The organism is Haloactinospora alba, assembly GCF_006717075.1.
GTDB lineage: Bacteria > Actinomycetota > Actinomycetes > Streptosporangiales > Streptosporangiaceae > Haloactinospora > Haloactinospora alba.
This window is the reverse complement of the sequence record NZ_VFQC01000003.1, coordinates 389,272-402,253: the sequence shown is the minus strand read 5'-3', so window position 1 is coordinate 402,253 and position 12,982 is coordinate 389,272. Positions and strand designations below refer to the sequence as shown.

14 protein-coding genes are annotated in these 12,982 nt (G+C 70.4%); 5 read left to right on the top strand and 9 right to left on the bottom strand.

Annotated elements, in window-relative coordinates:
• The first annotated feature begins 225 nt into the window (after positions 1-225).
• Positions 226-591: an STAS domain-containing protein gene (locus FHX37_RS22275; protein ID WP_141926244.1), complete on the top strand. Its 366-nt coding sequence runs from the start codon at positions 226-228 to the stop codon at positions 589-591.
• A 90-nt stretch (positions 592-681) separates the two neighbouring features.
• Here FHX37_RS22275 and FHX37_RS22270 read toward each other — a convergent pair whose 3' ends face one another.
• The 6 genes from FHX37_RS22270 to FHX37_RS22245 all read right to left on the bottom strand — a co-directional run bounded on the left by FHX37_RS22270 (position 682) and on the right by FHX37_RS22245 (position 6,471).
• Positions 682-1,392: a M50 family metallopeptidase gene (locus FHX37_RS22270; RefSeq protein ID WP_141926243.1), complete on the bottom strand. Its 711-nt coding sequence runs from the start codon at positions 1,390-1,392 to the stop codon at positions 682-684.
• Positions 1,393-1,550: 158 nt separating this feature from the next.
• Complete coding sequence (locus FHX37_RS22265; protein ID WP_141926242.1) at positions 1,551-2,432, bottom strand: alpha/beta fold hydrolase; 882 nt, start codon at positions 2,430-2,432, stop codon at positions 1,551-1,553.
• Between the two features lie 17 nt (positions 2,433-2,449).
• A complete protein-coding gene (locus FHX37_RS22260; protein WP_211352002.1) occupies positions 2,450-3,121 on the bottom strand; it encodes a TetR/AcrR family transcriptional regulator in 672 nt (223 codons plus the stop codon).
• 265 nt (positions 3,122-3,386) lie between these two features.
• Complete coding sequence (locus tag FHX37_RS22255) at positions 3,387-4,370, bottom strand: DUF4097 family beta strand repeat-containing protein (protein WP_141926241.1); 984 nt, start codon at positions 4,368-4,370, stop codon at positions 3,387-3,389.
• A gap of 31 nt (positions 4,371-4,401) precedes the next feature.
• Positions 4,402-5,070 carry a response regulator transcription factor gene (locus FHX37_RS22250; protein WP_141926240.1) on the bottom strand — a complete coding sequence of 223 codons (669 nt, stop codon included), beginning with the start codon at positions 5,068-5,070 and terminating at the stop codon, positions 4,402-4,404.
• Positions 5,071-5,073: 3 nt separating this feature from the next.
• Positions 5,074-6,471 carry a sensor histidine kinase gene (locus FHX37_RS22245; RefSeq protein WP_141926239.1) on the bottom strand — a complete coding sequence of 466 codons (1,398 nt, stop codon included), beginning with the start codon at positions 6,469-6,471 and terminating at the stop codon, positions 5,074-5,076.
• Between the two features lie 228 nt (positions 6,472-6,699).
• Between FHX37_RS22245 and FHX37_RS22240 the strand changes: the two genes are divergently transcribed.
• The 4 genes from FHX37_RS22240 to FHX37_RS22225 are packed head-to-tail and all read left to right on the top strand — an operon-like array spanning position 6,700 to position 9,756.
• A complete protein-coding gene (locus FHX37_RS22240) occupies positions 6,700-7,116 on the top strand; it encodes a TOBE domain-containing protein (RefSeq protein ID WP_141926238.1) in 417 nt (138 codons plus the stop codon).
• Positions 7,109-7,897 carry a molybdate ABC transporter substrate-binding protein gene (gene modA, locus FHX37_RS22235; RefSeq protein WP_141926237.1) on the top strand — a complete coding sequence of 263 codons (789 nt, stop codon included), beginning with the start codon at positions 7,109-7,111 and terminating at the stop codon, positions 7,895-7,897. Before FHX37_RS22240 ends, modA begins: the two co-directional genes overlap by 8 nt.
• Positions 7,898-7,909: 12 nt before the next feature.
• Positions 7,910-8,710 (top strand): ABC transporter permease, encoded by an 801-nt coding sequence (locus tag FHX37_RS22230; protein WP_141926236.1) that lies wholly within the window; start codon positions 7,910-7,912, stop codon positions 8,708-8,710.
• Positions 8,707-9,756 (top strand): ABC transporter ATP-binding protein, encoded by a 1,050-nt coding sequence (locus FHX37_RS22225; protein WP_141926235.1) that lies wholly within the window; start codon positions 8,707-8,709, stop codon positions 9,754-9,756. Before FHX37_RS22230 ends, FHX37_RS22225 begins: the two co-directional genes overlap by 4 nt.
• A 47-nt stretch (positions 9,757-9,803) precedes the next feature.
• Here FHX37_RS22225 and FHX37_RS22220 read toward each other — a convergent pair whose 3' ends face one another.
• From FHX37_RS22220 to FHX37_RS22210, 3 genes are all read right to left on the bottom strand, one after another.
• The gene (locus FHX37_RS22220; RefSeq protein WP_141926234.1) at positions 9,804-10,322 is read right to left on the bottom strand and encodes an SMI1/KNR4 family protein; all 519 of its coding nucleotides are present in this window, start codon (positions 10,320-10,322) and stop codon (positions 9,804-9,806) included.
• Entirely contained in the window at positions 10,312-12,285 is a 1,974-nt protein-coding gene (locus FHX37_RS22215; protein ID WP_141926233.1) for a polymorphic toxin-type HINT domain-containing protein, read from the bottom strand. The genes FHX37_RS22220 and FHX37_RS22215 overlap by 11 nt, the downstream gene beginning before the upstream one ends.
• 145 nt (positions 12,286-12,430) lie before the next feature.
• Positions 12,431-12,781 carry a hypothetical protein gene (locus tag FHX37_RS22210; RefSeq protein WP_141926232.1) on the bottom strand — a complete coding sequence of 117 codons (351 nt, stop codon included), beginning with the start codon at positions 12,779-12,781 and terminating at the stop codon, positions 12,431-12,433.
• Positions 12,782-12,982 lie beyond the last annotated feature (201 nt).

Below are 12,982 nucleotides of genomic sequence, written 5' to 3'. Positions count from 1 at the left end.
AGCCGATGCCCCAGTTCTGACCGAACGGCGACGATCACCCGTGCCCAGGCGCGTCCTCATTATCGGCATGAGGGGTGTACCACGCAGATGAAACAGCGGTTCCGTCCCAGTGGCGTGTTTCCTCAACAGCCCACCGGCGCGTTGAACGCCCGTCCTTGGAAGGGAGGAGCGGGGAATGCTGTGCCACCGAACCGGGCAGCGGCACCGGCTCACCCCGGAGCGGCTATGCCCGCACTGACGATCAGCTCCCACGAGCACGAGGACGGCCTCGTGCTGGCGCTCGACGGCGAGATCGACATGGCCACCGAGCGGCAGTTCCACCGGGCGGTCCTCGACGCCGTCGCCGCCCGCCCGCACGGCAGGGTCGTACTCGACTGCACCCGCCTGTCCTTCATCGACTCCAGCGGGTTGCGGGCTCTCATCCGGGCGCACAAGGGCGCCTCCGAACACGACGCCCGCGTCTTCCTCGCGGCGCTCAGCGACCGGGTGGCCCAGATCCTGCGGGTGACCGCGGTCGACACCCGCATCCCCGTCTTCCCCACTGTGGAGGCCGCGCTGGCCGCGCCGGCGTGGGCACCCAGCGCGAACTGACCCCCACCACCCCGGCGCACCGTCCGCGCCGCGGGCGGCCCGCGGCCCCTCCACCCCGACCCCGGTGTGTGAGCGCGGCGGCGCGGCCCGCTAGAACAGCAGCAGCCACACACCCAGCGCCAGCGCGGCCAGGTTCACCAGTCCGAACAGCATCACCCACACCGTGCCGGGCAGGCCGGTGAGCCGGTGCAGCTGGTCCGCGTCCGACTGCGGGGAAGGTTGGCTGCGGCGCTGCGACTGCAGTTCGGCGACGGGGCGCACCCCCGCCAGCAGCAGGAACCAGGTGAAACCGTAGGCGAAGGCCGCCTGCACCTCGGCGGGGGTGAACCACGACACCAGGAACACCACCGCCCCGGTGCCGACCACGGACACCACCCCGTAGACGTTGCGGATCAGCAGCAGCATCGTCGCCAACAGCAGGATGGTGACCCACAGCAGCGCGGTGATGCGGTCGTTGAGCAGCAGCAGGAGACCGAACAGGCCCACCAGCGACGGGGTGACGTAACCGGCGGCCACGGTCAGGGTCATACCGATACCGGTGGGTTTGCCCCGTGAGACGGTGACGCCGGAGGTGTCGGAGTGCAGCCGGATCCCGGTGAGCTGCCGGCCGCTGAGCAGGGCCACCACGGCGTGGCCGCCCTCGTGCGCGATCGTCACCACGTTGCGGGCGAGCTTCCACGGTCCCCGCGCGAGCACCACCGCGAGCGCGGCGACCCCCGCGGCGATCACCAGCCACTGCGGCGGCTCCGGCTGGACCGTGAAAACCCCCCGCCAGACCTCATCGAACGACGAACCTTCCATCGCCCCTGTTCCCGTCGGTTGCGGCCAGCATGCGTAGGCGAACTCTAGGACATACGCAGCGGTGCCCGGCACGCCCCCGCGTACCGGGCGTCCGGCCTTCTGGGGTGAGCGGGCTGTTCTGACGAGCCAACGTGCGGACGCCGCAGGCAGCGGGCGGACTACCGGGTCAGGAGCTGCCGCGCGAACGCGGCGGTGCGGGCGGGGGTCTCCTCGGCCATGAAGTGGCCCGCGTCGGTCGCTTCGTAGGTGAAATCGGCTGCCCACGCGCCCCAGATCCGGGCGGGGTCGAACCCGAGCTGGCTTCCCCAGTCCTGGGAGAGCACCGCGACCGGCATCGTGAGCTGCCGCCCGTCGGCGCGGTCCGCCCGGTCCATGTCGAGGTCGATGCCCGCGGTTGCTCGGTAGTCGGCGACGATGGACGGCACCGCGTTCGACGAAGCCCGCACATAGTGCTCCCGGAGTTCCGCCGGGAAGGCGGCCCCGGTGGGGTCCCAGGCGTCGAGGAACGATGCGAAGAACTCGTCGGCCACGGCGCCGATCATCCTCTCGGGCAGCCCCTTGGGTTGGGCCATGAGGTAGAGGTGCCAGGCGACCTTGGCGTCGACGCCGTGCAGGACGTCCCAGGTGTCCATCGTCGGGAGCACGTCGAGGATGCCGATGTGGGTGATCGTGTCGGGGTGGTCGAGCCCGGCGCGGACGGAGACGAGCGCGCCGCGGTCGTGGCCGACGACCGCGAAACGGTCGTGCCCGAGCTGAGCGGCGACCGCGACGATGTCTGCGGCCATGGTGCGCTTCGCGTAGGTGTCGGGCGAGACCTCGTCGGGCTTGTCGCTGTCGCCGTAGCCGCGGAGGTCCGGTGCGATCACGGTGTGGTCGCGGCTGAGGTCCCGGGCGACAGCGCTCCACATGAGGTGCGTCTGCGGGAATCCGTGCAGGAGGACGACGGGTGGGCCTTGACCCGCGTGTGCGACGTTGAGTTCGGTTCCGCCGGCACCGCTGATGCGGTCGTACTCGAACCCGGGGATGGTGGGGTCGGTCATGGTGGCTGGTCCTTGGTTCATTGATGTGGGGTGGGGGCGGCAGGGGTGGGGCTGCCGGAGAAGATTCCGTGCTGGCCCGCACCGATGCCGCTTCGCAGCGCGGGGATGAGGACGGAGTCGACCAGCGCTGCGCGGTACGCCTCGTCCGTGGCGAGGCCGTTGAGCTTGCGGATGACGAGCACCGCGGCCGCGACCTCCTCATAGGCGAACGGGTCGGCGGATGCCGGTAGCTCGCCCCGGTCGATCGCGGCTCGCAGGACGGAATCCGTGAGCCGGGCGCCCGTGGGGCCGGCGGATTCCTCGATGTGCTGGCAGAGTTCGGGGTCCCGGAGACCCGCTTGCAGGATCGTGAGGCTGACCGGCGACCCGGCCTCCATCGTGGATTCCAGCCGGGCCAGGAGCGCGAGCAGGTCTCCGCGGAGGGAACCGGTGTCGATGGGATCAGGCCTGTTTCCGGAAGCGGGTCCGGCCTTGATCGCCGCGACCACCATCTCCTGCCTCGTCGCCCAGCGGCGGTACAGGGTCCGTTTCGACGCCTGAGCCCGACGGGCCACTTCCTCGAAGGTCACCCCCTCGATACCGGACTCGCTCAGCAGTGACAGGACGACGCTGAGGATCTCGCTCTCCCTGCCCGCGTCGCGCGGACGGCCCGGTGGCCTCGGGCCCGACTCGGTTTTGTGATACGGCACGTGTCGTATCTTAACACACCCTGCTGCTCGGCCCCAGCGTCACGGTCACCGAGGCGAGGGGCGGGCGCCGGTTCAGGGCCAGCGCCCTGGTCGAAAGCTTCGGGCGCCGTCAGCAACCTCCTGGCCAGCGGCAGTTTGCTGGAACCTGTCCGTCACGAACGGCGCCGCCGGTGCCGCGCTGGCGCGGGACGGGAACGCAACCAGCGCGACACCGGAGCGACGCGCGATGGGACAGGAGCCCACCGGACAGGACCCTCCCCCGGGGTCAGTCCCGGGCGCTGATGCTCACCGACCCGCTGCCGGTCGTGGCGTCGATCCGGGAGTCGGCATCGTCGTCGCGGTCCACGTCCACGTCGCGGGAGCCGCTGCCGGTGCTCCCGGTGACGTCGTAGGCGCCGTCTGGCACCCGCATGTCCACCGAGCCGGACCCGGTGTCGGCGGTGACGCGGTCGAAGGCGCCGCCGGCCTCCAGGCTGATCGACCCGGATCCCGAGCGGACCTCGGCGGTGGTGAACTCGCCCGCGACGTCGGCCGATCCCGAGGAGGTCTCCACCTCGAGGTTCTCGGTCCGTACCTCCCTCAGGTCGATGGAGCCGGAGGAGGAACGCGCGCGGACGGTCTCGGCCCCGCCGCCGGACGGCCGGGCGTTGATGCCGCCCGAGGAGGTCTCCAGGTCCAGGTTCCCCGACACCCCGGTGGCGCGGACGTTCCCGGAGGAGGCGGTGAGTTCGGCGTCGCCGGTGACGTCGCGGACGGTCACCGTGCCGGAGGAGGCGCTCGCCCGGACGTCGCCCTCGACCCCCTCGACCTCCACGGCGCCGCTGCTCGTCGTGACCTCCACCGCGGTGCCGGCGGGAACGCCGATGTCGTAGTCCACCGCGCACTTCCCGAACACGAACAGGGTTCCTTCGCACCTGGCGTCGGCCCGCACGGTGTCGCCGTCCGCCCGCACCGTCTCGTCCGGTTGGGCGAGGGGGGAACTGCTCAGGGTCCGGTCCACGGTGACCGTGTCCCCGTCGGTGCCGCTCACCCGCACCCGCCCCGGGGTGCCGTTGTCGACGGCGACGCTGGAGGCCCCGTCGAAACTGTCACTGGTCCGCTCCTCGCTGACGGCGAGGTTCGCCGTCACGTTCACCACCCCCACGGCGAGTACCACCAGCGCCAGCACCGCCCCGGCCACGAGCCATCCGGTGCGGCGGCGCGGCTGTTTGCTGGAGGAGGCGTACAGCCCCCGCGCGTTGAATGTCATCCTTCCCACCTCCAGGGTTTCGGGTCCGGGTTCACGGGCTGGCCTCCGGCGGGGCGTCGCCGCGCAGGTACAGCAACACGGCCCGCACCCGGCGGTGGTCGTGTTCGTGCTGGCCGAGGCCGAGCTTCGTGAAGATCGACCGGGCGTGCTTCTCCACCGCGCGTTCCGTGATGACCAGGCGCTCGGCGATACCGGCGTTGTTCACCCCCTCGGCCATCACCTCCAGCACCTCGCTCTCGCGTTCACTGAGCTCCCCCAGCGCGCCGCCGCTGGGGGAGCTCAGCAGCTGCGCCACCACCTCGGGGTCGAGCGCCACTCCCCCGGCGGCGACACGGCGCAGCGCCTGCAGGAACTCGCCGATGTCGGCCACCCGGTCCTTGAGGAGGTAGCCGACCCGGCTGGATCCGCTCCCGAACAGGTCTGCGGCGTAACCGCTGACGACGTGCTGCGACAGCAGCAGCACGGCGACGCCGGGGTGGCGGCGCCGGATGTCCAGGGCGGCGCGCATGCCCTCGTCGGAGTAGCCCGGCGGAAGCCGGACGTCGACGAGGCACAGGTCCGCCCCGGGATGGGCGGCGACGGCGTCGCGCAGCGCCTCGGCGTCGCCCACCTGCGCCAGGACCTCCACGCCCTCGTCCTCCAGGAGTTTCACCATTCCGCTGCGCAGCAGCACCGAGTCCTCGGCGATGATGATCCGCACGGTCTACGCCTCCCACGGGATGTCGGCACGCAGCACGGTCCCCTCGTCCGGGGTGCTGCGCACGTCGAGTGTGCCGTCGACCGCGTTGACCCGGTCCCGCATCCCGTACAGGCCGGTTCCGGAGTCCGGGTCGGCTCCGCCGGAGCCGTCGTCGGTGACGGTGAGCCGCAGCACGGTGCCGCGGCGGTGGTCGCGGCGTTCGACGCGCACCGCGGCGGAGTGAGCGCGGGCGTGTTTCGCGACGTTGGCGAGCGCCTCGCACACCGCGTAGTAGACCACCCCCTCCACGCGCGGCGAGGGCCGCTGGGGCAGGTCCACCTCCAGCGTGACCGGGACCGGGCAGCGTTCGGCCGCCACGGGCAGCGCCTCGCCCAGTCCGTGGTCGGTGAGGACCCGCGGGTGCAGCCCCCGGGTGACCTCGCGCAGTTCCGCCATGGCCGCCTTCGCCTCGGTGCGGGCCTGTTCCAGCAGCTCACCGGCGGTGTCCGGGTCGGTGCCGAACCGGCCGCGCGCCCGGGTCAGGGTCAGGGTGACGGCGAGCAGGCGCTGTTGCGCGCCGTCGTGCAGGTCGCGTTCGATCCGGCGGCGTTCCGCCTCGGCCGCGTCGACCATGCGCGAACGGGTCTCCTCCACGTGCAGCAGCCGACGCCGCATCCGCACCTCGGGGGCGTCGAACAACAGCCGCCTGCTGAGCCCCACCTCGGCGCGCACCAGCAGCGGCACCAGCCACACCCCCGCGGCCATGCCCGCCAGGCCCAGCGCCGCCTGGCCGAGCGGGGTGAGGGCGCCGACCACGGCGCGGGACGGGTCCGTCGCGGCGTAGCCGACGGCGAGGAGGGAACCGGCGGCGGTGGCGGCCCCGTACTCCACCAGGGCGACCGTGACCCCGCCGGCGAGCGCCCCGTAGGCGCCGGCGGCGGTGCCGCGGGCCACCGCGCTCCACGCGTCGCGGCCGTAGAGGTAGCTGACGGCGCGGGCCGGCCGGGAACCGGGCGCCATCGGGTCGGGCGCGCCGCTCTCGACGACGCCGAACACGGTCTCCAGCCGCCGCCGCTGCACCCAGCAGCACAGCCGGGCGAGGAGTGTGGCGGCGGCGGTCAGCGAGACCGCCGTCCCCCCGGCCAGCCCGGCCAGGACGCCTGCCGGGAGATCGCTGGCGGGTGCCAGGGCCGTCCCGGACAGCACGCCCGGAGCCCCCGCCAGGTGCAGACCGGCCAGCGACACCGCCGCCGCGACCGCCACCAGCAGAGCGGCCGGGAGCAGGTACAGGACGGACAACGCCAGCGAGGTGACCAGGTGCAGCACACCCACCAGCCGTTCCCGCCATCCCGCCGGTGCCGCCCCAGTGGCGGCGCCCGGTACCAGAGCGGCGGTCGCGGCCGCCCACGCGGTGCGACCCATGTTCGTCCTTCCCTGCCGTGGTGCTCTCCACCCCGTCGTCCGTCCATCCTCAACGTAGGGCGCCGGCGGGACGGCGCGCGAGGACGCCACCTGGCCGGTCGCGGGTGGTGGTAGCACTACCACCGCCGCCGCGGTTGTGGGTTTCGCCGAACACCATCCCGGAAAAAGCCGCACCTGCGAGGCGATCTGCCATTTTCCCTCGCAGATGCGAGGGTTAGCATGGCTGTTGTGACGCGTTTCCGAATCAGTGAGGTCGCTGCCCTGAGCGGGGTGAGCGGCGACACGGTGCGGCGCTGGGTGGACTCCGGGAGGTTGGCCGCCGAGCGCGACACCCACGGGCACCGGGTGGTGGACGGCGCCGAACTGGCCGCGTTCATGCGTACGGGGGCGGACGCGGCCCCTGGTTCGGCCCGGCATCTGTCCTCGGCCCGCAACCGCTTCCGGGGGCTGGTCACCGGCATCACGAAGGACGGTGTGATGGCGCAGGTGGAGATCCAGGCCGGGCCGCACCGGGTCGTCTCGCTGATGAGCCGGGAGGCCGCCGACGAGCTGGCGCTGGAGGTGGGCTCGACCGCCACCGCCGTGGTGAAGTCGACCAACGTCGCCGTGGAACGCGACACCCCGGGCGGGGGCCGCCATGGTTGACCGCACGCGCCGACGCGCGGCCGCCGCGGCTCTGGCCGGCGTGGCCCTGCTGGCCGGTGCGGCCGCCTGCGCGCCCGTCTCGGGCGACAGCTCCGGCGGCGGTGCCGGACACACGGTGACCGTGTTCGCCGCCGCGTCCCTCACCGAACCGTTCCGCGAGCTCGGCGAGCGGTTCGAGGACCGGCACGACGGCACGGAGGTGGAGTTCAACTTCGCCGGAAGCTCCCGGCTGGCCCAGCAGATCAACGGCGGCGCGCCCGCGGACGTGTTCGCCACCGCCGACACCCGCACCATGGACCGCGTCGCCGACAACGGCCTGCTGGCGGGCGAGGCCGAGGTGTTCGCCACCAACACCCTGCGCGTCGCCGTCCCCCCGGACAACCCCGCCGGAGTCACGGAGCTGTCCGACCTCGCCGACGACGGCACCACGGTGGCGCTGTGCGCCGAGGAGGTTCCCTGCGGCGCCGCGGCGGCCGAGGTGATGGACGCCAGCGGGGTGCGTGTCACCCCCGACTCCGAGGAGCGGGACGTCAAGGCCGCCCTCACCAAGGTGGAGCTGGGCGAGGTGGACGCCGCCCTGGTGTACGCCTCCGACGTGGCCGCGGCCGGGGGCGGGGTGCGCGGGATCGACTTCGACGCCGCGGACGAGGCCGTCAACGAGTACCCGGTAGCCCCGCTGGACGGCAGCGGCGAACCGGACCTGGCCCGGCAGTGGGCGGACTTCGTCCGCTCCGGGACGGGGGCGCGGGTTCTGGACGACGCCGGGTTCGGCACGGTCTGACGGGAGGGCGCGGTGCCGACGACACGGGTGGCTTCCGGCCGGTTCCCGTGGCTGCTGGCCGCACCGGCGGTGGCGGGGCTGGTGTTCCTGGTGCTGCCGTTCGCGGGACTGCTGGTCCGCGCCCCGTGGTCCAGCCTGGGCACCCGGCTGGTGTCGCCGGAGGTGCGCGGCGCGCTGTGGCTGTCGCTGACCACCGCCACCGTCGCCACCGCCGTGTCCCTCACGCTCGGGGTGCCGCTGGCGTGGCTGCTGGCCCGCACCACCTTCCCCGGCCGTGGGGTGGTGCGGGCGCTGGTGACCGTCCCGCTGGTCATCCCGCCCGTGGTGGGCGGGGTGGCGCTGCTGTTGGCGCTGGGCCGCAACGGCGTGGTGGGGCGCTACCTGGAGTCGTGGTTCGGGCTGACGCTGCCGTTCACCCCGGCGGCCGTGGTGCTGGCGCAGGTGTTCGTGGCCATGCCGTTCCTCGTCATCACGGTGGAGGGGGCGCTGCGCGGCGTCGACCGGCGTTACGAGGAGGCCGCCGCCACCCTGGGGGCGAGCCGCGCGCGGGCCTTCTGGCGGGTGACGCTGCCGATGGCGGCGCCGGGCGTGGTGGCGGGCGCCGTGCTGTGCTGGGCGCGGGCGCTGGGCGAGTTCGGCGCGACGATCACGTTCGCGGGCAACTTCCCGGGCCGTACCCAGACGATGCCGCTGGCCGTGTACCTGGCGATGCAGGAGGACCCCGAGTCGGCCGTGGTGCTGAGCCTGGTGCTGCTGCTGGTGTCGCTGGTCATCCTGGCGGGGTTGCGGGAACGCTGGGTGGGTGCCCGGTGAGTGGGGCGTTGGACGCGCGGCTGACCGTGGACCGCGGCGGGTTCCGGCTGGAGGTGCCGCTGTCGGTGGCGCCCGGCGAGGTGGTGGCGCTGCTCGGGCCGAACGGGTCGGGCAAGTCCACCGCGTTGCGGGCGTTGGCGGGGTTGGCGCCGTTGACGCGGGGCCACGTCACCGTCGAGGGGCGCGACGTCACCCGCACCCCGGTGGAGTCGCGGCCGGTGGGGATGGTGTTCCAGGACTATCTGCTGTTCGGCCACCTCACGGCGGCGGAGAACGTGGCGTTCGGGCCGCGGTGCCAGGGGGTGGGCAAGCACCGGGCGCTGGAGCGCGCGCGGGAGCTGCTGCGGCGTATGGGAGTAGCGGAACAGGCGGGGGTGAAGCCGCGACGGATGTCGGGCGGGCAGCAGCAGCGGGTCGCGCTGGCGCGGGCGTTGGCGACCGACCCTCGGGTGCTGCTGTTGGACGAGCCGCTGGCGGCGCTGGACGCGCACACCCGGATGGGGGTGCGCGCGGAGCTGCGCCGCCACCTGGCCGCGTTCGGCGGGGCGAGCGTGCTGGTGACCCACGACCCGTTGGAGGCCATGGCGCTGGCGGACCGGGTGACGGTGCTGGAGGACGGTGCCGTGGTGCAGGAGGGGCCGCCCGCGGAGGTGGCGCGGCGGCCGCGCACCGACTACGTCGCCAACCTGGTGGGGCTGAACCTCTACCAGGGATGGGCCGAGGGGACGCGGGTGCGGCTGTCCTCGGGGGGCGGGACGGCGGTCGTGGACGCGGGGAGCGCGCACCGCGGGGAGGTGTTCGTGGCGTTCGCCCCGAGCGCGGTGGCGCTGTACCGGCAGCGGCCCGAGGGGACGCCGCGCAACGCGTGGCGGTTGACCGTGTCGGGTGTGGAACGGTTCGGCGACCGGGTGCGGGTGCGGCTGGAGGGGGAACTGGCGGTAAGCGCCGACATCACCCCGGCTGCCCTGGCGGAGCTGGACCTCGCCCCCGGCAGCGTGGTGTGGGCGGTCGTGAAAGCCACCGAGATCCAGTGCTACCCGGCCTGACCCGCGGGTGGGCGGGAGGATGGAGCGGCGACTGCCGGCTCGGCTTTCTACTGTTCTTCAACATGCCAAACATGACTCCCCATACTCCTTAGTTCACGCCAATATGAACCTGGGACGTCAAAGGCCGATTCAACGTATTCACCAAACGAACTCGCCAAATACCTGGACTCCCCCTCTCCCTCGGTATACGCCCACACACCGGAATTCCCCTCACAGAAGAAGTACAAGACGTACCCCTGGTGCAGCGCAAAGAAGAAGCGCCCGCACGTAGAAAGTTCCGGATCCTCCTCCAGCGCGAACTCTTCCGCATGATCATTGAGATCCAAGCAATCCGGATAGTATATTTCCATACCACGAAATAGATTCCCCGCCCCGCGGCCAAACCATCGCATGAATTCTATATAATCACCAGGCGGGGACACGGAGGGCTTGGCCGACAAAATACTTTCGATTTCTACTTCATCGCACCCTCGTATTTCACTTTCTTGCGCAATTTCCATATCTACAATACGACCTTTGAATGCTCTCGGGGAAAAAACACTCCCCCCTGTCGCGCTATCTCCCATCCGTCACCACTATCTCTACATTGGGAAACTCTTCCTTGAATTCCCTTGTTACTGATTGGCAGGAGCGGCACTGCGGAAGCTCCGTATGGAGGTTTATTGTCCCCTCTATATCAGGACGCGGGGATTGATAACTCCCATCATCATTGCGTGGATTTATATTTTCCGCAACCCGTTCAAGTATTTTTCTCTCTGAATCCAAAGCGCGTTGATTGCCTTCGCTCCCATCCGCCCTCGGGGGATCAGGAACATTATTATATCTTGGATTCTGCGGCAGGGTGGACGCGCCTTCGGGGTTTTGGTTCCCACTCACCCCAACGTACTGCTGGCTAGAAACTCCCTCCAAATCAACGTCGGCGACTGCAACATTCTTCCTCATCTTCGTTCTAGACGTCCACTCCCATTTCTCCCGCCAGTGAGAAACAGCTTCAGGTCCAGCGGGAACTTCGACAGAGTTTCCGTCGTTCAGGCATTCTTCATCGTCATTGTGGACGAGCGCGTCCGCTTGGCCCGCGCCCACATAGTAGGTGTGCAGGCCCTCGACAGTGAGGTTGTGGACCGGCTGGCCGCTGGCGCTGTAGGCCTGCAGAGCCTGCACCTGCACCCACGTGCCACTGGAGGTACGCAACCACGTACCCACCCGCAGCTCGCCCGCCTCGACCCACTCGCCGGCCTGAGGCGCCCAGAACGGATGCTCCTGGGTCGCCGTCAGCGTCCGGCTGCCGCCGTCCTCATCCTGGACCGTGACATCGACCAGCTGCTTGTCCCCAGCCGAGGAGATCGTGTCAGTGACCCGACGCGGACCCTCCTCACCGGTGCGGGGATCAAACGCCCACACCGCATCACCCGCCTCGACCTCACTGATAGCCACCCGGGAACCGTCGGCCAACACCACCGGCGTGGCAGGCAGGAAACTGTTAATGGAACAGCTCGCCCCCGACCCGTCGCTGTCCTCCTCGCCATCGTCGTTCTCGTCGTCGCGGCGGGAATCGGTGCTGGAGTCTCCGGGCGGCGAAGGGGCACCCTCGGCTCGGGTCTCGCTTTCCTCGTCTTGTGAGTTACCGCTGTCGTTGTCGCCGCGGCCGCGGTTGTTCCCCGCGGAGTCGGCCAGGGCCTCCAGGCGCTGGCGTTTCTTGTCCCAGCCCAGAATGGGAATCCCGGCGGAGAGGTTCTCGCCGGCAATCATGCCACCGCACTCGGCGTACCGGCCGTTTCTGCAGTGTTCCTGGGCCTCGTCGCTGGCGAGCATGTCCCGCGCCAGCCCGAGCGGGTCGTCCTCGGCGGCGTCGCGGATGTTCTCCACATCCTCGCGGCCCTGCTCGTAGCGGTCCTGTGCCGCCTGGACCGGGTCATCGCGGACGTCGTCGATCAGCTGTCCCAGGTCGTCAGCTGACTCCTGGAAATCCTCGACGGCGTTCTCTCCGGCCTGTTCGGCACCGTCCAGGAACCGACCGCCCTGCTCCTGGACGTCGTCCATGTCAGGCATGTCGGGCAGGTTCCAGTCACTGCCGCTGTCGTTGTTGGCCGGGGCGGCGTTGTGGCCGTCGCCGCCACCACCGCCACCGTCCGAGTCGTCGCCGCCGGAGGAATCCGAACCGCCCTCGTCCTCGCCGCCGCCGCTGTCCTGACCGGAGCCGTCCTCCTGGCCTGACTCGTCGTCCCGGCCGGAGTTCCCGTCCTCGTGGGACAGCTCCGGAGAGTCGGAGCCGTCCTCGGAGGCATCGTCCTGGCCGGATCCGGGGTCGGCGCCGTCCGGGTCGCTGTCCGGGTCCGTATCGGAGGTGCCCGTTCCCTGGGAGTCACCGGGGGAGAACAGGCTGTCGGTGGCGGACTGCACCCCGCTGCTGATGGTGGTGACCAGGCCGGATTGCACGAGCGCGGTCAGGATCGCCGCGCACAGCACGACCACCGCGCCGTATTCCAGGAGGGAGGCGCCGCGGTCGGGGTCATGGAGTCGTCTGAGCACGCGTTTCCCCACACGTATATGGACATATTGAACGCGGTTATAGCGACGCGTACGTTACCAAGAACGAAAATACGGATCTAGAGCGTAATGTCCGTTATGTCACTGAGTGAGGAACACAGTGCAGAAGGGAAACTGTTTTTCCTGATCAACGCTGCAGGAAAAACGCACGTGAGCTGGATCGCAACAGCAGGATGAGAATCATGGCGGGCAGCAGGAGCTGCGTGACAGCGTTCCCTCCCAGCACCAGCACCAGTGTGATGAGCAGGTACAACGTCATGCTCACCAGCACCAGCCAGAACACGACCACACCGTTTTTCCTGATCACACTGGCCAGAGTGATCAGGAACGCGGCCGGGAGGAGTTCCATGACGGCATACCCCAGCGCGTAGGCGTCCAGACCCAGCATCAGGAGACTGGCCACCGCCATGGCCGCCCAGAAACCGCCGAGGACGAACAACAGAATCCGAACCCACAGCACTGACCTGGGAAGTCGCAACGAGAACACCTCAAAATTCCGGGGAGAAATCACGCGAAAGGATACGCGACTCCCCTTCCTTTCGACGAAACGCCCCCTTCTCCCGACGACCGTCCCGGAAACACTCGTTGTTCCCACCAGCTCCGGGAGCGCCGCGTTCACGGGGGAGAGCGCGAACGCCCCTCGTCCCCTCCCCGCCCCGCCCCACACGGGCCGGCCACC

What these genes read in the sequence shown, in the direction of transcription:
- FHX37_RS22265 (WP_141926242.1), bottom strand. Translation starts at nt 2,432, where the DNA reads ATGACCGACCCCACCATCCCCGGGTTCGAGTACGACCGCATCAGCGGT.
- FHX37_RS22270 (WP_141926243.1), bottom strand. Translation starts at nt 1,392, where the DNA reads ATGGAAGGTTCGTCGTTCGATGAGGTCTGGCGGGGGGTTTTCACGGTC.
- FHX37_RS22245 (WP_141926239.1), bottom strand. Translation starts at nt 6,471, where the DNA reads ATGGGTCGCACCGCGTGGGCGGCCGCGACCGCCGCTCTGGTACCGGGC.
- FHX37_RS22275 (WP_141926244.1), top strand. Translation starts at nt 226, where the DNA reads ATGCCCGCACTGACGATCAGCTCCCACGAGCACGAGGACGGCCTCGTG.
- modA (WP_141926237.1), top strand. Translation starts at nt 7,109, where the DNA reads ATGGTTGACCGCACGCGCCGACGCGCGGCCGCCGCGGCTCTGGCCGGC.
- FHX37_RS22255 (WP_141926241.1), bottom strand. Translation starts at nt 4,370, where the DNA reads ATGACATTCAACGCGCGGGGGCTGTACGCCTCCTCCAGCAAACAGCCG.
- FHX37_RS22220 (WP_141926234.1), bottom strand. Translation starts at nt 10,322, where the DNA reads ATGGGAGATAGCGCGACAGGGGGGAGTGTTTTTTCCCCGAGAGCATTC.